Source organism: Peribacillus sp. RS7 (assembly GCF_041956845.1).
Lineage (GTDB): Bacteria > Bacillota > Bacilli > Bacillales > DSM-1321 > Peribacillus.
The window spans coordinates 5,343,267-5,363,120 of record NZ_CP168135.1; the positions used below are offsets into that span (position 1 = coordinate 5,343,267).

Annotated in this window: 16 protein-coding genes and 1 pseudogene; 8 read left to right on the top strand and 9 right to left on the bottom strand. The window is 36.1% G+C overall.

Going from position 1 to position 19,854, the window contains the following annotated elements; genetic code table 11:
- Window positions 1-25 precede the first annotated feature (25 nt).
- Complete coding sequence (locus ACDZ29_RS26435; protein WP_375091224.1) at window positions 26-637, bottom strand: FMN-binding negative transcriptional regulator; 612 nt, start codon at window positions 635-637, stop codon at window positions 26-28.
- Between the two features lie 199 nt (window positions 638-836).
- On the opposite strand from ACDZ29_RS26435, the gene ACDZ29_RS26440 reads away from it, so the two are divergent.
- Window positions 837-2,216 carry a PLP-dependent aminotransferase family protein gene (locus ACDZ29_RS26440; protein WP_375089257.1) on the top strand — a complete coding sequence of 460 codons (1,380 nt, stop codon included), beginning with the start codon at window positions 837-839 and terminating at the stop codon, window positions 2,214-2,216.
- Between the two features lie 247 nt (window positions 2,217-2,463).
- Here the strand turns inward: ACDZ29_RS26440 and ACDZ29_RS26445 are convergent, their stop codons facing one another.
- Both ACDZ29_RS26445 and ACDZ29_RS26450 read right to left on the bottom strand, forming a co-directional pair.
- Window positions 2,464-2,841: a hotdog domain-containing protein gene (locus ACDZ29_RS26445; protein WP_342603107.1), complete on the bottom strand. Its 378-nt coding sequence runs from the start codon at window positions 2,839-2,841 to the stop codon at window positions 2,464-2,466.
- A gap of 293 nt (window positions 2,842-3,134) precedes the next feature.
- Window positions 3,135-3,911, bottom strand: a pseudogene (locus ACDZ29_RS26450) (transposase); the annotation flags it as partial.
- Between the two features lie 781 nt (window positions 3,912-4,692).
- Between ACDZ29_RS26450 and ACDZ29_RS26455 the strand changes: the two are divergent.
- Both ACDZ29_RS26455 and ACDZ29_RS26460 read left to right on the top strand, forming a co-directional pair.
- The gene (locus ACDZ29_RS26455) at window positions 4,693-5,931 is read left to right on the top strand and encodes an IS110 family transposase (protein ID WP_289324650.1); all 1,239 of its coding nucleotides are present in this window, start codon (window positions 4,693-4,695) and stop codon (window positions 5,929-5,931) included.
- A gap of 462 nt (window positions 5,932-6,393) precedes the next feature.
- Window positions 6,394-7,779: a cytochrome P450 gene (locus tag ACDZ29_RS26460; RefSeq protein WP_370015464.1), complete on the top strand. Its 1,386-nt coding sequence runs from the start codon at window positions 6,394-6,396 to the stop codon at window positions 7,777-7,779.
- A 149-nt stretch (window positions 7,780-7,928) separates the two neighbouring features.
- Here the strand turns inward: ACDZ29_RS26460 and ACDZ29_RS26465 are convergent, their stop codons facing one another.
- From ACDZ29_RS26465 to ACDZ29_RS26485, 5 genes are all read right to left on the bottom strand, one after another.
- Window positions 7,929-8,075 carry a hypothetical protein gene (locus ACDZ29_RS26465; RefSeq protein WP_370015466.1) on the bottom strand — a complete coding sequence of 49 codons (147 nt, stop codon included), beginning with the start codon at window positions 8,073-8,075 and terminating at the stop codon, window positions 7,929-7,931.
- 441 nt (window positions 8,076-8,516) lie between these two features.
- Complete coding sequence (locus tag ACDZ29_RS26470; RefSeq protein WP_289325453.1) at window positions 8,517-9,764, bottom strand: dicarboxylate/amino acid:cation symporter; 1,248 nt, start codon at window positions 9,762-9,764, stop codon at window positions 8,517-8,519.
- 388 nt (window positions 9,765-10,152) lie between these two features.
- Window positions 10,153-10,593, bottom strand: a complete 441-nt coding sequence (locus ACDZ29_RS26475) for a hypothetical protein (RefSeq protein WP_289325454.1) — start codon at window positions 10,591-10,593, stop codon at window positions 10,153-10,155.
- A gap of 574 nt (window positions 10,594-11,167) precedes the next feature.
- The gene (locus ACDZ29_RS26480) at window positions 11,168-11,806 is read right to left on the bottom strand and encodes a glycosyltransferase (protein ID WP_375089260.1); all 639 of its coding nucleotides are present in this window, start codon (window positions 11,804-11,806) and stop codon (window positions 11,168-11,170) included.
- A gap of 255 nt (window positions 11,807-12,061) precedes the next feature.
- The gene (locus ACDZ29_RS26485) at window positions 12,062-12,409 is read right to left on the bottom strand and encodes a VOC family protein (protein WP_375089261.1); all 348 of its coding nucleotides are present in this window, start codon (window positions 12,407-12,409) and stop codon (window positions 12,062-12,064) included.
- A 616-nt stretch (window positions 12,410-13,025) separates the two neighbouring features.
- Here ACDZ29_RS26485 and ACDZ29_RS26490 point away from each other — a divergent pair.
- From ACDZ29_RS26490 to ACDZ29_RS26505, 4 genes are all read left to right on the top strand, one after another.
- Complete coding sequence (locus tag ACDZ29_RS26490; protein WP_375089262.1) at window positions 13,026-14,042, top strand: multicopper oxidase domain-containing protein; 1,017 nt, start codon at window positions 13,026-13,028, stop codon at window positions 14,040-14,042.
- A gap of 15 nt (window positions 14,043-14,057) precedes the next feature.
- Window positions 14,058-15,230, top strand: coding sequence for a ZIP family metal transporter (locus tag ACDZ29_RS26495; RefSeq protein WP_375089264.1), 1,173 nt, complete (start codon window positions 14,058-14,060; stop codon window positions 15,228-15,230).
- A gap of 406 nt (window positions 15,231-15,636) precedes the next feature.
- Window positions 15,637-15,888, top strand: a complete 252-nt coding sequence (tatA, locus tag ACDZ29_RS26500; RefSeq protein ID WP_289325459.1) for a twin-arginine translocase TatA/TatE family subunit — start codon at window positions 15,637-15,639, stop codon at window positions 15,886-15,888.
- A 469-nt stretch (window positions 15,889-16,357) separates the two neighbouring features.
- Entirely contained in the window at window positions 16,358-17,593 is a 1,236-nt protein-coding gene (locus ACDZ29_RS26505; protein ID WP_375089265.1) for an IS110 family transposase, read from the top strand.
- 204 nt (window positions 17,594-17,797) lie between these two features.
- On the opposite strand, the gene ACDZ29_RS26510 is transcribed toward ACDZ29_RS26505, so the two are convergent.
- Window positions 17,798-18,277 (bottom strand): SRPBCC family protein, encoded by a 480-nt coding sequence (locus ACDZ29_RS26510; RefSeq protein ID WP_375089267.1) that lies wholly within the window; start codon window positions 18,275-18,277, stop codon window positions 17,798-17,800.
- 534 nt (window positions 18,278-18,811) lie between these two features.
- Between ACDZ29_RS26510 and ACDZ29_RS26515 the strand changes: the two genes are divergently transcribed.
- Window positions 18,812-19,429 carry a cell wall hydrolase gene (locus ACDZ29_RS26515; protein WP_375089268.1) on the top strand — a complete coding sequence of 206 codons (618 nt, stop codon included), beginning with the start codon at window positions 18,812-18,814 and terminating at the stop codon, window positions 19,427-19,429.
- Window positions 19,430-19,854: the final 425 nt, after the last annotated feature.

The window sequence follows — 19,854 nt, forward strand, 5'->3', positions numbered from 1 at the left end:
CCCGTTAGTGCAGTAACATTCAACGTTATTTTTTTAGGTTTTCCTTCATTAAAAAGGAAATTTTTTGCTCATCTGTATACTGGTTCTGTTCCAGGTGATTAATAACTAGCTCTTGTCGATGTAATGAATGGTTTTGACTTAACTTCGCTTTTCCCTCTATCTTTTTGATTTTTATTTTGAAGCCTTGAATTCCTTTGTTCATTCCAGCGAGAAAATCAGCGTCTAAATCTTGCAATTTGTATGAGCTATCAGGGGCTTCATACTTCAATACCATGTCATGCAAGGAATCCGTTAACTCCTGTTCATCCTCAATAAGTTCGGCTTCGCCGTATACATGAACAGTCACATAATTCCATGTTGGTACTGCTTGATTCGTCTCATACCAAGAGGAAGAGATATAACAGTGAGGACCATGAAAAATTGCTAAGACTGTTTGATTTTCAATATCTTTCCATTGAGGGTTCGGACGAGCAAAATGACCATACAAATAGTTTTTCTCCTTATTCAAAAGCAGTGGTAAATGTGTAGCAAAAGGTATGCCTTCATGCATTGAACACAATGTTGCAAAACCATTCTCCTGTATTACATCGTAGGCTACTTCTAATTCTTTTATTTCAAATTGCTTAGGGATATACATAAAAAATCTCCTTTCCACCTGATATAAACTTTTAAACATTGATTCTTAAATATTATTTATTCACGATCATAGCAACTTTTTATATCCTCATTTCTACCTTTAATAATCGAGTACGTCATCTAAGAAATATAGTATTATACAAACTGACATATAAAAAGGTACAATTCTAAATAAATAAACATGTCAAAGGAGGTCGTAAATGATAAATACCATTTTTGCTTTTAAGGATGATTCTCCCAAATACAAACAAATTTACGAGCAGTTTAAGTTATTTATTGATCGGGGTGACATACTTGCTGATGAACAATTGCCCTCCATTCGTCAACTTGCAGATTCCCTTCAAGTAAGTCGCAATACGACATTAATGGCTTATGATCAACTTGTAGCTGAAGGTTATATTCGAGGAGAAGGGAGAAAAGGTTATTTTGTAAATGAATTAGAGCCACTTTTATCCCAAGAAGAGTTAATTCCTCATAATAAAAAGCAAAGAGAGCCAGTGACACCTACACTCATTGATTTCCGAGCAGGTGCCGTAGATCAAACACATTTCCCTCTAAAAATTTGGAGGAGGATTGCCAATCAAGTATTAACGTTACAGGAGAGCTTTCAATATGGGGAACCCTTTGGTGAGGTGTGCCTACGTGAACAAATTTCCACATACTTACTCCAATCCCGTGGGGTGAAAACAGATGAAAATGCCATTATTATCGGCAGTAGTACCCAACAAATGCTTATCAATCTTGGACATATACTAAAGGATGATTTTCCAAGCGTTACAGTAGAAGACCCTGGATATGATGGCGCTAGGGAAGCTTTTCAATTCCATTGTTTTACGATTGAAACTTTACCAGTTTATGAAGCAGGTGCTGATTTTTCACAATTGGCAGAAATGAAATCACGATTAATCTATGTAACACCTTCCCATCACAGTCCATATGGGGTAAGCATGTCCATTCAACAACGGCAAACGCTTATTCATTGGGCTAACAAGATGCAAGGGTATATTATCGAAGACGATTATGATAGTGAATTTCGCTATACGCAACAACCATTTCCAGCTCTCGCTTCCATTGATTCTGCAAGAGTCATTTATCTAGGGAATTTCTCAAAGTCCTTTCTTCCAGGAATTCGTTTAAGTTATATGGTGTTGCCAGAACCACTTTTAAACCGTTATAAAGACCAATTTCTTCATTTCGAGAGTACCACTTCACTTCTAAGCCAACTCACAATGGCTAAATTTATGGAAGAAGGAGAATGGAATCGCCATATTAAACGTATGCGTCTTGTTTATAAACGAAAAATGCAGCTCTTGGTATCATTATTAAAAAAGCAATTCGATCAAAATATATCAATTATTGGTGAGCAGTCCGGTTTGTATTTATTAATCAAAGTACATCTGAAACGTTCAGAAGAATGGCTAATAGAGCGAGCTTCATTTCATGGTGTTAAAGTGTATCCTACCTCACTCTACTTTATTAAAAATAATACCGATAACCCCATTATTAAACTTGGTTTTAGTAATCTTTCTTGTGAGGAAATCCAGCTTGGCGTGGAGCTCCTAAAAAAGGCTTGGTTATAAAAACTCCCCCCGTAATTGTAGCTTATGTCTCTTTTACTAAATCGGGTAGCTTCAGGAAAATGCGGATTTACCACATTAACCAGGAAATCACAATATTAAAAAGCCCAATTTCTCAGCGTTAAAATTGAGAAATTGGACTTTTAGTTATTCCAGAGGAGCGCGTGATTAAATGGAAAATATGAAAAAGCTACAAAATGGGACCCCAGCCATTTTACTAAGCACCTAGTTAAGGAAACTTATAAACAATTTAAAGTATTACACCTGAAAAATCCCCTTTTAATACTTCTTTTTCATTCTGATTTTTACATAAAAAGAATGCAATAATAGCTGTTCTATTATTTTCTTGCCTTTCATATTTTTCAATTTTAACCTCACAAATTATTGTATCCCCCGTAAACACAGGTCTTAAAAACTCAAAATTCATAGTACGAGCCATTACGTGATGATCTCCACCTACTTTTGTTGGTAGAGTGGCCGTTAATAATCCTTGAATTACAAGTCTTCCCTGTTCATCTGGGGTTATATGATGATTCCCTTCATCACCTGAAATCTCTGTAAATAATTCAACATCCCTTACTGTAAAAGTCCGTTCAAACGTAATGATATCTCCTACTTTTAATGACATATAAATCCCTCCTGAAGGTTTTATGAAGTTGATTAATACCCGCGGAAAAAACGCCAATTTTATATCTTAATAACTAACAGCGTCATTGAAGTATTGTTTTGGTAATTTGTTTTCGGTTAAGCTTTTTGATATAAGAAATTTATCTGAGGAAAGGAAGATAAATACGCTACATAGAAACCAGAAACGTTTTTCAGATATCCTTATGTGAGAAAATCTTGAGGTTTCCAATCTTTCGGCTTTATGTTCTTATTCATCCATTTCTTTTGTGGTGCTTGGTATGGGGTGGAGGCAATTATTTGTTTTAATACATCCTTAACCTCTTGTTCCACTCTTTCGAGTTGTAAGACTGCGAGGTCATACTCCTCTAATAATTGTTCCAAATGAAATTTATACGCTTCAAGTGCTTGTCTTGTGCCGACAGATTTCCTAGCTAACTGTAGAAGTAATTGAGCTTTCTTTAATCCAGGCTGCCTCTTCATTATTGATTTCCATCCTGAAACAACATCATGAGGTTTCAGGGAACGCAGTTCCATTGGAGATGGAAATAAACGAAGTGTGGCGATAGCCCCTTTACCAGTAATGTCTTTAAATACTTGCCTGAGTTCGGGAAAGACAATATCCACATCACGGTTAGACATAAGGACCCTAAGTATTTCAAATGATTCTGAAGTGTTCATGACAAAGGCGTAGTAACCGTTCTTCACCATATCGGCGATGACCAGGGCATCTTTCTTATCACTTTTGGACTGAGTATTATCACGGTTTTCTTTATTCCTTTTTACTAAGTGAAGGTTTACTGTCACTACCTCAATTCCTTGTTTAAATAACCATTTTGAAAGATTAATCCAGTAATGGCCTGTAGGTTCCATTCCCACGATGGCTGCATCCAGTTTATTTAATCTTTGAAGCTTATCCATCCATTTTAATAAACTAGCAAATCCATCTTCATTATTTTCAAATGCAAGTGGATCTCCGACTACAATTCCACGGAAATTCACTGCTCTAGCCAAATGTAATTGTTGGGCAATATCCACTCCAACAACAAGGTGTTTATCGGAAATTCTTTCTATTAGTTGATTTTGTTTATATTTTAAACTTCATATTAGGGTTCCTCCTAAGATTTTGGGTTAGAGTGGTGTCTTACCCATATCTTACTGAGGAGCCCTATTTTTTTCAAAGCTGAAAAATAACGAACTACAGGAATGCTATCCTGCCCCGATAGTTGCATAAAGAAAAAGCTGCCTTAAAGACAGCTCTGATCTTCAGCTAACGCACCTGTTAGTTCATTAAGATTAAGATTAAGTTATTTAACTATGTATTTTATGGAACCTACAATTTATCTGTAATTTTATCTGTTAATTGCCTTATTGATGCTGCAATAAATATTCCGAGATTGGAATATCCGATTACCTTTGATTTTTTTCTAGAAGAAATCCAATGGTTGCCACTAAAATCACTAGAAAGATACCTATACTTCCTTAAATGGTGAATTAACGATATCAAATAAAAAATAATTTGACCTTTAAGAAAATAATAACAATAAAGAATAATTATTCATAAGTGTAAAATAATCCATTTCCTTATGGAACTAACCTGCCCTGTTCGTATTATTAGGTCAGCCAGATATTTCTGGTTGACCAATTTTTATATAGTTTTATTATAACGGTAGCCGGGGTAGAACGTACCTGCCCGTGGGGCTTAAGATCCCGTCAACTAAACAGTTCGCCCCCTACTTGCTTAAACATGATTTGGCTGGTTGGGACCAAGATCTCGTATAACAAGCGAAGCTATGATACTGCAAGAAGGATTAGGGGTTACCGGCAAATATTATGTTTTTGGAGGAGATAAAAAATGAATCCAGTGGTTGGTCTGGATGTAGCTAAAGGTGAAAGTCAGGTTCAAGCATTCTTGGAAAAGAAGAAGCCTTATCAAGGCAGTTTCAAAGTTACACATACCATTGAAGGATTAGAAACGCTATTTCAGTTTCTGAGAAAAATAGAAAATAAAACAGGAATCAAACCTCCGATTGTATTGGAATCCACGGGGCATTATCATACGCCAGTTGTACAGTATTTTGAGGAGAGAGGCTACTTATTAATTGTCGTTAACCCACTCATTTCTTATCGTGCGAAGAGCTCAAGTTTACGCAAAGTAAAGACAGATATAATCGATGCACGTCACCTCTGCGAGCTGTACTATAAAGAGGATTTAGAGCCTTATAAAAAACGAGGGATACAACTCTTAAATCTTCGTAATCTTTCAAGACAACACGAAAATATAACAGGTATCTATGTACAAACAAAACTACAGTTCCAGGCTGTTCTTGATCAAGTATTTCCTGAATATAGAGGGGTTTTTGGAGATTTGTATTCGGTTGTTTCTTTGCTTACTCTATTAGAATTCCCTACTTCTGAAGACATATTAGCAGTCGGTGAAGAAACTGTAGCAAATAGGATTAATGAACTTTGTCCAAGTCGTTCTAAAAAGTGGGCGAATACACAGGCAGAGAAACTTACGGCTGCCTCAGCTCGAAACCCTTTTCAGAGAACCTTATATCAGAGTCACATTTTAAGCCTTGAAATGTATATAAAAATGCTTCTAGAATACCAAAAGCACCTATCCAAATTTGAAGACGAGATAGATGCTTTGGCAAAAGAAATTGAAGAATATAAGATTATCCAATCCATCCCTGGAATCGGTGAAAAAATCGCTGCAACGATTATTTCTGAAATTGGAGAGATTGAACGGTTTAATCACCCTAAAAAACTAGTGGCATTTGCCGGAATTGATCCAAGTATCTTTGAATCAGGTAAATTTAAAGGCACAGTAAATCGGATTACCAAAAGAGGTTCTGGCAGACTAAGACACGCCTTGTATATGGCTGTTAAATGTGCCATTCGTGATTGTCGCAAGAAGAAAACGACAGATGAAATCATCCCTCGTAACAAGCGATTACGAGAGTTTTATGATAAGAAACGTGAAGAAGGAAAGCCCTTTAAAGTAGCTGTGATAGCATGTGCCAATAAACTCTTACATTGGATTTATGCACTTTTAAAAAGCAACTCACCTTTCCAAGATAGGCTAGTTTGAAAGTATAACTAAACTACCCAGAACTTTCCAAACACAGAAACTTGGAAGGTTATTTGGTATGCACAAATTTAGTATAGCATGAAATATTTTAAGGTTTTATTGAAAAATATTGACAAACTATTGGCTGGTTTAGTTGCATAAGAAAATGGAGCTGTTTCCAACCCCATATTTATTAGTTCAACAAGATAATAACTTTTGTAAGGTAGTTCCATACATACCTGCTTTCATTAGTAAAAGAAAGTGACAACCAGGGATGGGTGCCTTTACAATTTCATAAACACTTTGATTTCGTTTATTAATAGTATTCCTTTATACACACTTATAATTTCATTCAAATTGATTAACTATCTTTAAAAAATATTGTATTTGTTAGTCTTTTTATTAACAACTTGTCCAAACCAATCAATACTTTCCTCATAGAATGAATACAAGTAATTTTACCGAAATGGAGGAAACAAACCAATGAGTGACACAGATTTTTCAAATGATTCTCCAGGCCCAAAAGGAAAATTAATTACTGGCCATTCAAAGGAGTTTATTTCAGATACACTTGGCTTTCTTACCCGTTTAGCAAAAGAATATGGAGAAGTTGCTAAAATTCGTTTTGGACCTTTCCATAATGTTTACCTTATTTCAAATTCAGATTTAATTAAGCAGGTACTTGTAACAAAACAAAAATCCTTCTTGAAATCAAAGGACTTCTCTGCTTTAAAACCAGTAATCGGAGAAGGCCTTCTTACAAGTGAAAAAGAAATTCACATGCGCCAAAGAAGGCTTATTCAACCCTCTTTCAAAAAGTCTCATATTAGCAATTATGGTCAGGATATGATTGATATAACAATGGACTATATTTCCACTTGGAAAAACAGAGAAGAAAGGATTATTACCGAGGATATGATGAGCCTTGCACTGGGTATTATCAGCAAGACCATGTTCAGCATGAACCTCAAAGAAGGATATGGCATGCTCGGGGAACCTATAGAAGCCTTCATGAGAATTGCCGTTAAAAGAATGCGAACACTTCAAATGCCACTATGGGTTCCAACTAAAAACAACCGTGAATATAAAATTGCGAAACAGAGACTTGATAAGGTGATTTATGGCTTTATTGAAAAACGTAGAACAGAGGCAGAGAGACATGAGGATATGCTTGGGATTCTAATGGATGCTCGAGATGATGAGGATGGCTTAGCTATGACAGACAAGCAGTTACGTGATGAGTTAATGACCATTTTCCTTGCCGGTCACGAAACAACAGCAAACGTGCTTTCCTGGACCTTATACTTGCTTTCCCAACACCCTGATGTGGAAACTAAACTTTTCAATGAAATAGATAGCGTAATCGGCAACCGTAATCTAACACCTGGCGATTTTATGAAATTAACATTCACACAAAATGTTATCTATGAATCAATGCGCATATACCCGCCTGCCTATATCATACAACGGGAAGTGGCGGAGGATGTGGTAATTGGAGGGTATCTTTTTAAAAAAGGAGATATGATCCTGTTGAGTCAGTATGTGATGCACCACAAGCCTGAGTATTTTGATAATCCAGATTCCTTTAAACCTGAGCGATTTGAAAACAACTTTATGAAAACCCTACCTCCGTTCGCTTACTTTCCATTTGGCGGAGGTCCGAGAGTTTGTATCGGTAATCATTTTGCAGTGATGGAAGCTGTGCTTGTCCTAGCATGCATTGCTCAACGATATCGGATAAGGCTGGCGCCTGACCATCATGAAGTAAAGCCACTTCCGTCTATTACACTCAGACCGAAGCGTGGATTGCGCATGGTAGTCGAAGATAGAAATATAGGAGGTTTCCAACCAGAAACTTCTGAAATTTAAATGAATATTAGTTGTATTAATGAACAAAATTGTCACTCTACACCTAAGGAAGATCCCCCCCCTTTAGTTCCATAAAAAAGACTGCCGCATCAACCCTAGTTTTTGAAGTAAACCAGCTAATAGGATGTCAATATCTTTCTCTAAAATTTTCATTTATCGGATGAATGAATGTATCCTGCAGCCCTGAGTTCTTTAGCACCTAGTTCATGATAAAAAGCTGCAACATCTTTTTCCTCTTTTAAATACTTTTTTTGACCAACTGCATTATAAGAAGTAAGAAAAAACCTGGCTTCCAATGACAGACTATAAAACTTCTCCTTGTATTTATAAAATTGTCATCAAACCATAGAATAACTTCAATATAACAACTATTGCTATTAATGTGCCGAACGCAGCTTTTCTCCAAACCCTTTTTTACAGGAAAGCTAGTATTAAAGAGACTATAAATACTGAAATCGTTATTAAGAAAATATGATTTAAAATCAACAACAGGTGCTAAACAAAAAAATTAGTTACTCATATCATTAAAAAGGAAAACTGATAATAACCCAGCATTTTTTTCAATGCGCTACCTCCATATCGATTCTCTTATTTTATCACCTGCACCGTAATAGGTTTTAATAGCCCAAAGGTTTAAAAGGATGAGGATTCACATGAAAAAGGGTGAGGTCCGAAGACCATCACCTCAACATTTGACGGAGAACAACAAAAACATGTGTGCTCCTTTTATCTTAATCTTATGCCTGAACGCTTGACTGTTCGGTTTGAGCTTTCCATTCTTCCTGACGGAACTCTTTTTCCCACTTCGAAACCACAATACAAGCGAGAACATGTCCAGGAGTATTACAAGCAGTACGTGCCATATCCAGCACACGGTCAATGCCTGCTATAATTGCAACGCCTTCTGCAGGAAGCCCTACTGCTGAGGCTGTGGCTAAAAGGACAACCAGCGAACCGGATGGAACAGCAGCAATTCCTTTTGAAGTTGCAACAAGAACACCCATTACAATCAACTGTTGGCCAAAATCCATCGGGATGCCATATGCTTGTGCCAAGAAAATAGAGCAAACAGAAAGATACAATGTCGAACCATCACAATTCAGTGATAGCCCAGAAGGAATAACGAATGAAACAACACGTTTCGAACAACCGTATGCTTCCATTCGATCCATTAACTGAGGCAGAATGGTTTCCGTACTTGTTGTAGAAAAAGCGATAAGGAACAAATCCCATACCATTCGAAACACTTTAAAGTAAGAAATCTTCAAGAACCAAGCAATTATTGGAAACAGAACGAAAATAACAATAGCAAGTCCAAGATACACAACCCCAATCAACTTTGCCATAGGGATTAATAGGGCGATACCATACTGACCTACAGAGGCGGCCATGAGAGATAGTACACCAATCGGTGCGGTTACCATGACCATTTGTGTCAGTTTAAACATGATATTTGCAACTGATTCCATAAACTTCATTGCCGGCTCTGACTTTTTACCAATTGCTCCAGCAGCTGCACCAAATAAAATAGCGAAGAATATAACAGCTAATAAATCACTTTTTGCCATCGCATCAACAATGTTGCTTGGAATGATGTTAACAAGCATCGTTTTAAAATCGACAACTTTGGTAACGCTTTCATTTAATTGTGTTATATCTTTCTGGGCAAGATGGGACAAATTAAGCCCATCACCAGGCTTTAAAATGTTAACAAGTAAAAGACCAATACCTAGAATCAGAGTGGTAATAAATTCAAACCATATAATTGTTTTAAGTCCTAATGAACCCATTTTTTTCATGTTTCCGTCGCCTGATGACCCAATGACAATAGTAGTGAAAACAATAGGCACAACAATCATTTTAATGAGATGAATAAAAGCGTCGCCAATTGGTCTTAAAGATTGGCCAAGTACAGGAAAAAAATGTCCGATAAGTGCTCCAATAAACAATGCAATTAACACTTGAAAAGCAAAAAACTTTTTCATAAGTTGTCCTCCCTGAACGAAAGATTAATAGCATCATTACACAATATGTCAATAAATAGAGTAGATCATTCCTTTCTCATTTGACTATTGAATGAGAAAGAAGAAATAGCTTTTATACATATTCTATGAATAACCTCCCATTTAAAAATATTTGTAAATATAGAAAATACTGTATCATTTTTTCGTAATTCAGTAAAATACTGAATTACTATAAAGTTATAAGAATTAATTATTAATCCCATTCGAATAGTAAATGCACTTCCAACACAAAAAAGGTCAGTGTTAATTAATTTTAGTAAATTATACAAAAATATTTAGATATTAATTTATATTAGAAACTTTTGATATAAAAAGCTACCCATTAAGAATGAGTAGCAAGTAATACAAGTTATTTGAAAATAATTTGTAGTTTTCCATATACTTTGCCAGAAGAATATCCATCTTTCACATCAACATAGAATTTACCTATTTTCATACCTGTGAATAATGTCTTTCCACCTGCTAAACTATGATAGCCTGTGCACTTTCCAGTACTAGCATTGCAGAGACGAGACCATAAGTTACTATAATTAGTCAATAACTTACTTCCAGAAGAGGTCTTTAAATAGATTGGGGAAACTAGTTCTACCTCTAGGTCACTACCTATGTTAGGATTTCCAATTTCACCATCCCATTTTCCATCTTCTGTTTGAAAAGAATACTGAGGAACACTTGCTTGTGCAGAAGAAGTACATAATACCATTCCACCTGCCAGAACCAACACAAAGGTACTTAAGATTGAAAATAAGCTTTTTATGTTATTTCCTCCTCCAATCTTTATCCCTTCCATAATATCAGAATAAACTGACTATTAAAATAGTTAAAAATGACCAAAGCTTCTTAGGTTCAAACATCTTTTGTTTGCGTCAATTTCATCAATCACAACACCATAATTTACCTATATTTCAAACGAATATCTTTGTTGAGTTTTACTGCCCCTTACGTACTATAAAAAGAATAATTTCATCACTAATGATCATTTTCCTTATTCAACAAGGCAGCCTAAAGACAGCTCCAATCTTAAGCTAACTCACCTTTTTATTTAAGCACATCCCTTGATAAACTTGCTAAATGCCTAGGTTGTTTACACTTTTATTGACTAACACGCATGATGCTGAAGCGATGTTTATTTTTGTTCCGCAATCGGGCCAGATAATTGAATTACACTTGGTTGTTAATTTAGATATTTATGTTAAAAATAGAGATTGAGAAGGAATGTACTTAAAGTAACGGGACAGTTAGAGCAATAATGCAGTTACACAAACATCGTGTTATTTGTATGAACCAGTTGTATAAAAATAAGCAAATGCCCCTCATAATGAAAGAATCTCCAACAGAATGCTGGAAGATTCTTAAGATTTTTTTTAAAACTTATCCGGAAACTGTTTTACAACTCCCGCAGAGATAGTATCTGCCATTAGGATTATATGTGTGACCCCTTCGTCAATTGAAACGATCCTTGCGTTCCAATCTTTTGCTAAGCTTGCAGTTAAATCATTTGTCACTAATTTCAGATGCATATACAGGAAATTTTTTAGATCTTCATTTTTCAAATAGGGGTTGGCACCGCTAAGGAAAGCGGCTATTTCATCAGCATTTCTATACCATTCTTTGTTTAGCTGTAGCACCAAGGCATTATTTCCGCTTTTAGCCGCATCTACAATCTTTCCCGCAATAACAATATGCTCCTTAAGCAGATCCGTAAGTTTGTTCCCAGCCTTCTCTCCGTATACTGGCTTTACAGCATTACCAATATCCTCCTGATTCTTCAGAAGCCTAGCCAGTACCTGTTTTTGATCCTCCGCTCCAGCTGTTGTTGCACTTGTAATATAATTACTTGTCCACAATACATGATCAATCCAAAGTCTCCTGAATTCATTTTCGAACTTTACCTCAGATTGGCTAATACGTTGTACTTGCGGTTTAGCATATGCACTGGTTGTTCCAGCCACCATGTTTAGAGGAAATAATAAAATAAATCCCATCAATAATATTTTTTTCATAAAACCCTCTCCTTCCAAAGTTAAAAAGCACCTTTTTATTATTGATAATATGGAATTTTAATATTCATAATAATGGTTCTACTTACCCTGTTGATCTGTAAATAAGTGGCTTTTAAATGGAGGAGAAAAAAACCAAGTTATTCCTTATGGAACTAACCTGCCCCGTTTGTCGCATAAAGAAAAAGCTGCCTTAAAGACAGCTCCGATCTTCAGCTAACACACCTGTTAGCTCAATAGCAAATGAATTACAACTCGTTATTTCTCCCAAAGCTCGACCAGTCGACCTTCAGGATCTTCAATCCAAATAAACTTTCCAAATTCACTAATCTCTTTTTTCTTTGCAAGAGATACACCAATATGTTCAAGATGCTTAATAGTCTCGTTTAGATTATGTACTTGGAAATTTAACATCACTTGTTGTTCTGTTGGAAAATAACTGTCATTCTCGGTAAAGAAAGAAAAGATAGTCTCATTTTCTAATTGGGGTTTTATCACCGTCCCATTCCAATTTTCTATTTCAATCTTCAACACTTCACTGTACCATTTTTTTACAACTTCAAGATTCTTAGTTCTCCAAAATATTCCTCCGAAACCTTTTATCATCGTATCTAACTCCTGTCTGTCATCAAATTTTTAGCTATCCGTTAGATATTCGAGATTTACATTTAAGTTCCTTTTTCAACTATATTGCCCCGTTTGTTGCATAAGAAGTTCTCTATCCGTCATATAAAAACCTTTTCTTATTAAACTAAACTGCACGTTAGTGAAACAATAAAAGCTGCCAAAATGACAGTTGATTTGTGACTCTTGCACGATTACTAACGTACATATTCAACTCTTATTATGGGCTTATAATTTTTGATACTCCAATGATTTGCAGGAAGGACATTGTGCGGTAGATATATGGGTTTCATTATGTACCCACTTATAATGACAAGTCGAGCAGAGTAGAACTGTATGTTTTTTTATGAATTCCATGATGATTCCCTATGGATAAGCAAAGGACTAGATCCATTCCCACCCTTTTTGCAGCAATATACCGTCTGTAACCATTCGGATGGATCTTTATTCATCCACCTTTATCAGATCCATGCATGCTTGTCATCGTATACGAAGTATTCTGAAAAAAAGAGTTGACATTAAACTTGTACCTAACTTAAAGTATAGCTTATACAACAAAAAGTTTCCTTTAGGAAACTTTTTAGAAGGGGGTCAAATAATGTCGGATGAGAAAAAGGTTTCCCGCAGAGATATTTTAAAGATGGGGACTGCAGGTGCGTTTGGAGTAGCTGGATCTTATTACTTGAATAAAATGGCACAATTTCCAACTATGGCTCAGGCATCCAATAATTCGTCTCACAAGAATGGCAATCATTCCAATCATGCAAATATGAGTGATAAAACAAAAACCACAGGTTACAAAATGGCAGAACGGCTCCTTACTGAGTTTGATTATGGAAAAGTTACCAATCTGCCCAACGGTCAAACACTCCGGGAATATGACGTAGTGGCAATTGATAAAGAAATCGAAATTGCCAAAGGAATTAAATTTCCAGGCTGGACTTATAATGGAACAATTCCAGGACCATCTTTTCGTTGTACCGAGGGGGACCTTTTGCGGTTTCACTTTATTAATCAGGGCAGCCACCCCCACTCTATTCATTTTCACGGAATCCATCCTCCAGAGATGGACGGTTTAACTTCTATTTATCCTGGACAAAAATTCACATACGAATTTGAAGCGAAGCCATACGGATTACAAATTTACCATTGCCATGTACTCCCCCTAGCCCGCCATATCCATAAAGGCTTATACGGTAATTTTATTATTGATCCTAAGAAGCCAAGAGAGCCGGCTTTAGAGTTAAACATGGTTATGAATGGATTTGATTTGGATTTAGACGGCGAAAACGAGTTTTATACGGTGAATGGCTATGCCTTCGCATTTATGAATCACCCTATTAAAATCAAAAAAGATCAACTCGTAAGGATCTATCTAAGTAATTTAACAGAATTCGACTTATTAAATTCGTTTCATTTGCATGCGAATTACTTTACGTACTATCCAACCGGCAGAAACGATAACCCCTCTCAGTTCACAGATACCATCATGCAATGTCAGGGAGAACGTGGAATTATTGAAGTTCGTTTTCCATACAAGGGAACATATATGTTTCATGCCCATGTAAGTGAATTTGCTGAGTTAGGCTGGATGGGATTCTTTGAGGTCGAGTAAAAAAGGAGGGATAATATGAAGGGCAAAAAATGGTTAATTACTGTTTTAATACCGTTAGTATTACTTATAGGGGTGCTAGGATGGGTGCTGAAAAATGGAGCAGGTGTAGAAAAAGATCCTGCAGCACCGATAGAAGTCTTGAACATTGAACGCATCAAGGTAACTAAAATCGGTTTCGAATTATCTGTTAGTAATACCGGACCCAAACCCTTAACGATTTCTCAAGTGATGGTTAATGATTCGGTGTGGAATTACAATGTCTCTCCTCAAGCAAAACTTGAACGATTTGATGAGGGAAAGGTGACCATCTCTTACCCATGGGTGGAAGGTGATCCACATACCATTAAGTTAATCACAGAGAATGGCATTATCACGGAAGGTGAAGTTGCAGCTGCCACACTCACTCCAGAAACCACCTGGAGCAACTTCCTTAATTACGGCTTAATCGGGTTTTACGTTGGAATTGTCCCGATCACATTGGGGTTGTTGTGGTATCCATTTATGAAACGTTTCTCACGAAAATCTATAAATGGGATTCTTGCTCTTACCGTTGGGCTCCTTTTATTCTTATTTGTCGGGACACTGGCTGATGGATTTGAAATTGGTGCAGAAGCACCTTCTGTATTTCAGGGGAATATGGTTGTCATAATTGGGGCTTCCTTAACCTTTTTATTATTGATCGGCTTTGATCAGTATCAACAAAGAAAACAAGAAAGGAAAGGATATTCCCCTTTTGGTCTGGCTTTGTTAATGGCTACCGGAATTGGCCTTCATAACTTTGGAGAAGGTTTGGCAATTGGTTCTTCCTTTACACTAGGTGAAGCTGCTTTAGGAACCTTTTTAATCATAGGGTTTACCCTTCACAACATCACGGAAGGGATTGGAATCGCTGCTCCTTTATTAAAGGCCACACCTCGATTTAGAGACTTTCTATTACTTGGAGTTATCGCAGGTGCACCCGCCATTGCGGGTACATGGGTGGGCGGATTCATCTTCTCACCAATTTGGGGAGCTTTATTCCTTGGTATTGGAGCAGGGGCCATTCTTCAAGTAATATATGTAATAACAAAAATGCTCATTGAAGATCATAGAAAACATAATGAAGCATCTGTTTCATGGTTAAACCTTTCTGGTTTCGCGATTGGACTATTAATCATGTACTTTACTGCATTTTTTGTGAAATTTTAAGGGATGCCTTAATCTTGTTTGGACCCATAAACAATTCCCGAACTTGGTAGAGCTGTGGGTTCAACATTGTTGAATTAAAAATTAACCAACGCTGCTAAAACTAATTAAAAGGAGCGTCAATGGTGATGAGACTTGGTAAAAAAAGAAGTAATTTTGGTAGATGGGTGGATAAACAAAAAGACATAAATGAATTAGAGTTAGAAAGAGCATCAAATATAAGTAGAGGTACAATTTCAAAATTATGTAGCGATTCGAACTATTGACCAAAAACTTCAACGGTAATTAAAATAAATCAGGGCTTAAAAAAACTTGATAAGTATATTGGATTTTAACGATTTTTTTACTGAAGTTATTCTAAAAATGATTTAAAAGGAATTACAAAATTTAATTACTTGGGGGAAGCATTATGTTTCAAAGTATAGGTATACCAGGTTTAATTTTAATACTTGTCATTGCCTTGATTATTTTTGGACCTAAAAAGCTGCCGGAAATCGGTAGAGCCTTTGGACGTACTTTAACTGAATTCAAGGGTGCAACCAAGGGATTAGTATCTGATGAAGATAAAGAAGATTGGGAAAATCCTGAGTTAACAACAGATAAAAAGAAGCAGGATAAATCAGGTGATCCACTTTTTGATTCAACCAAAGATCACCTTTAATTGTAAAAAAGATGAGGTGATGCCTAAGAATTTAAAATCGTTCCTGCTTTTTGATTTTTAGAATATCAACAAAAAAGTATACGTTTACAAACGGTAGTAGCAAGCTATACCGCCCATTTCTGAAATTTTATACGCTAAAAGAATTCTAACATAAAAAGTCGATCTCCTTTACGTTATAGGAATCGACTTTTTTACTTTTTCTTAATGAACTAACGCACCTGTTCGTATTATAAGGTCATCCAGAAAATATTTCTGGTTGACCATTTTTTATATCGATATATGATAACCGTAGCCGGTGTAGAACGTCCGCACCTGTGGGACTAGATCCCGTCAACTAAACAGTTCGCCCCCTACTTGTAGAAACATGATTGAGGCTGGTTGGGACTATGATCTCGTATAACAAGCGAAGCTATGATACTACAAGAAGGAATTGGGGTACCGGTTATTTTATATTAGGAGGAGATAATTTATGAATCCAGTAGTTGGTCTGGATGTGGCAAAAGGGGAAAGTCAGGTTCAAGCTTTCTTGGATAAAAAGCAGCCTTACAAAAAAGGCTTTAAAGTAGCACATACTCTTGAAGGGTTAGCTAGTCTTCTAGACTTTATTAGAGAAGTAGAAAATGTATCCGGGGAACGGCCTCCCATTGTATTAGAATCCACTGGACATTATCATACACCAGTTGTCCAGTATTTCGAGGATAGAGGGTACTTATTGATTATCGTAAATCCACTCATATCGTATCGAGCTAAGAGTTCTAGTTTACGCAAGGTAAAGACAGATGTCATTGACGCTCGCCATCTCTGCGAGCTGTATTATAAAGAGGACTTAGAGCCTTATAAACAGCGAGGAATCCAGCTCTTAAACCTACGTAACCTTACAAGACAGCACGAAAATATTACAGGCATGTTTGTACAAACTAAATTACAATTTCAAGCAGTTCTGGATCAAGTGTTTCCTGAATACCGTGGGGTTTTTGGGGACTTACATTCATATGTTTCTTTACTAACTTTACAAGCATTTCCTACCTCCGAAGAAATCTTGGAAACTGGTGAAGAGACAATCGCCAAGAAAATAAAAGAATTATGTAAAAGTCGTTCGCAAAAATGGGCAGACAGTCAGGCAGAAAAATTGATGGCCGCCGCAGCTCAAAATCCATTTCAGAAAAACCTATATCATAGTCTGATTTTAAGCCTGGATATGTATATTAATATGCTTCTTGAATACAAAAAGCATCTATCCAAGCTTGAAGATGAGATAGATGCTTTAGCAAAAGGTATTGAAGAGTGTAAGATTATCCAATCGATCCTTGGTATCGGAGAAAAAATCGCTGCCACGATAATTTCTGAAATTGGGGAAATTGATCGGTTTAATCATCCTAAGAAACTGGTTGCATTTGCCGGAATCGATCCAAGTGTCTTTGAATCTGGTACATTCAAAGGTACTTTAAATCGGATTACCAAAAGAGGTTCTAGTAGGCTACGACACGCCTTGTATATGGCTGTAAAATGTGCCATTCGTGATTGTCGCAAAAAGAAAACGACAGATGAAATCATTCCTCGTAACAAGCGATTACGAGAGTTTTATGATAAGAAACGTGAGGAAGGAAAGCCCTTTAAAGTAGCCGTTATAGCATGTGCCAATAAATTCTTACATTGGATTTATTCACTTTTAAAAAGCAAATCGACTCTCCAAGATCTAGCCTAGTTTTAAAGTATAACTAAACAGCCCAAAACTTTCCAAACACAGAACCTTGGACGGTTATTTGGTATACGCAAATTTAGTATATCATGAAACATTTTAAGTGTTTATTGAAAAATGTTGACAAACTATTGGCTGGTTTAGTTCATTAAGAAAAGCGAATCTTCTTCCAGAATCGCGCCCTATAATGGAATAACTTTTTATATTCTTTTAACGTTCCATATTAAATGCTTCACTATAGATTTTACGCAGCTTAGTTGAGTTATCGTGCCACTTAATTGGTTTACCATTGACGATTTGGACCAATACATCCAGACACCTATGCCATCCTGCCGCGGTATTAACTGCCCATGAATCATCGTTAAAAGTATGGGTAAAGATCATTCGACACCCTTTATCCTCTTCCTGCAATGAAATGTTTATCAGATCATCAACTTCACGGAAACCAAATAAATATGGCTTTTCTAATTCTGTAATGGTACCGTTATATGTCGTTCCTTCACCGTCATCGAAGGCAATCTGGCCACCAAGTCTAAGATCCATCTCCCCTGTGGCAAAAGGGTACCATTGGGAGAAGTAACTAGGATTCTTAATGACAAGGAAAACATCTTCTGGATTATGAGGAAAAAATCGTTCAAATCTTAAAGCATAACGACCGTTTGACTCATGTAGTGTACCATATTCATTCATCATTTAATCCTCCTTCTTTTATACTTAAAGTCTTGAGATTCATCACTAATTCAAAAAAATTAAAGTTTGCATAGGCTCAGAAAAATCATCAACAATACTCATAATTGTGTTAATGCTATTATTTTACCAAACATTTATATAACTAAAAAAATAATAAAATCATTTTCGTGTTTTTTAACAATCTGGCCAAATTGTTGAATAAAGATCAAACAGCACTCTTCAACTACCCTGCCCCCCGATAGTTCCATAAGGGGTCTTGCCGCATGCCCATCAAGTTAAAACTTCTTTATACCCCAAAACGAAAAAAGCTATCTTCAGTAGCATTTACAGAAAGATTAGCTTATTTTTTCGTTTTGGATATAATCCTTTTTCTTAGCTTGATGGCAATAGGCGGTACCTAATAAACAGACAAATTTGCCTGAAAATTTTTTTCAAATTTTGGTTTAAAATAGGAATAATGTAAGATAAATCTATTTTTCTTGTATGTTAAAGTAGAATAGTAGGAAAATGAATCGAAGGATGTGGTATTATTTGATGTTAAATGTAAAAAAAATGTCGTTTGTTGTTTTTATTTGTTTCATGTTTTTTATACCAAATTCAATCTTTGCTCAAGAAATTTTACACAATGGAAGTCAAGGACAAGCAGTTTATGACTTACAAGAAAATTTAAAGAAAATGGGTTACTTTAACAGTCAACCAACAGGGTATTATGGTTCAATTACTGATCATGCAGTGAATCAACTTCAACTAGATTCTGGACTATTTCCAGATGGAGTTTTTGGATTCCAAACACAACAAAAATTACATAGTATTGAAATGATGGCCAGGGTTGTTCATGGAGAAGCTCGAGGAGAAACTTATGAAGGAAAAGTAGCTGTCGCTGCAGTAATTTTGAACCGAATGTCAACGCCAGGTTTTCCTAAAAATACTTACGATGTTATTTTCCAGACAAATGCTTTTACAGCTGTACATGATGGGCAATATTATTTGACCCCAAATAGCTATTCTTATCGAGCTGTTATTGATGCATTACAAGGTTGGGATCCTACTCATGGTTCTGTTTATTATTATAATCCTTCCTCGGCAACAGATGAATGGATTTTCACTAGGGAAACAGTCATTAGAATAGGCAACCACTTATTTGCAAAGTAAAACTAATCTACATACATATTGAGGAATGATATTTTTATAGTTTCGTATTATAAATATCCATTAACTATGTAGTGGGGTATAGTTGAAAGGTCGAGCAGTAGTTGCCCGACCTTTTTTGCGGTACCCCCATAAGAAAAAGCTGCCTTAAAGACAGCTCCGAGCTTCAGCTAACGCACCCGTTAGTTGAAAAGAGTGAAAGTTAAATTGTACCTTTCATTCTAATTACTTTCACACCTAACTCAAATTTAAGTTCTAGCATTGCTTTTTTTAAAAAAAGCTATTGCTTGCTTGTTACTTGGTGACACACGAAGGTGGTATTCATCCACTCCATTGTTTTTAAAGAACTTCAATCATAAATCACCCAATTAGTTCAATATCTATCTCCTTAAACTTTTGAATTATATTTGATGTTTTCCTATTTCCGT

Excerpts from the sequence above, each read along its gene's own strand:
- ACDZ29_RS26480 (WP_375089260.1), bottom strand. The coding sequence starts at position 11,806 with ATGAAAAAAATATTATTGATGGGATTTATTTTATTATTTCCTCTAAAC.
- ACDZ29_RS26440 (WP_375089257.1), top strand. The coding sequence starts at position 837 with ATGATAAATACCATTTTTGCTTTTAAGGATGATTCTCCCAAATACAAA.
- ACDZ29_RS26510 (WP_375089267.1), bottom strand. The coding sequence starts at position 18,277 with ATGAATGAATATGGTACACTACATGAGTCAAACGGTCGTTATGCTTTA.
- ACDZ29_RS26505 (WP_375089265.1), top strand. The coding sequence starts at position 16,358 with ATGAATCCAGTAGTTGGTCTGGATGTGGCAAAAGGGGAAAGTCAGGTT.
- ACDZ29_RS26455 (WP_289324650.1), top strand. The coding sequence starts at position 4,693 with ATGAATCCAGTGGTTGGTCTGGATGTAGCTAAAGGTGAAAGTCAGGTT.
- ACDZ29_RS26495 (WP_375089264.1), top strand. The coding sequence starts at position 14,058 with ATGAAGGGCAAAAAATGGTTAATTACTGTTTTAATACCGTTAGTATTA.
- ACDZ29_RS26490 (WP_375089262.1), top strand. The coding sequence starts at position 13,026 with ATGTCGGATGAGAAAAAGGTTTCCCGCAGAGATATTTTAAAGATGGGG.
- ACDZ29_RS26475 (WP_289325454.1), bottom strand. The coding sequence starts at position 10,593 with ATGGAAGGGATAAAGATTGGAGGAGGAAATAACATAAAAAGCTTATTT.
- ACDZ29_RS26445 (WP_342603107.1), bottom strand. The coding sequence starts at position 2,841 with ATGTCATTAAAAGTAGGAGATATCATTACGTTTGAACGGACTTTTACA.
- ACDZ29_RS26470 (WP_289325453.1), bottom strand. The coding sequence starts at position 9,764 with ATGAAAAAGTTTTTTGCTTTTCAAGTGTTAATTGCATTGTTTATTGGA.
- ACDZ29_RS26435 (WP_375091224.1), bottom strand. The coding sequence starts at position 637 with ATGTATATCCCTAAGCAATTTGAAATAAAAGAATTAGAAGTAGCCTAC.
- tatA (WP_289325459.1), top strand. The coding sequence starts at position 15,637 with ATGTTTCAAAGTATAGGTATACCAGGTTTAATTTTAATACTTGTCATT.
- ACDZ29_RS26515 (WP_375089268.1), top strand. The coding sequence starts at position 18,812 with ATGTTAAATGTAAAAAAAATGTCGTTTGTTGTTTTTATTTGTTTCATG.
- ACDZ29_RS26460 (WP_370015464.1), top strand. The coding sequence starts at position 6,394 with ATGAGTGACACAGATTTTTCAAATGATTCTCCAGGCCCAAAAGGAAAA.
- ACDZ29_RS26485 (WP_375089261.1), bottom strand. The coding sequence starts at position 12,409 with ATGATAAAAGGTTTCGGAGGAATATTTTGGAGAACTAAGAATCTTGAA.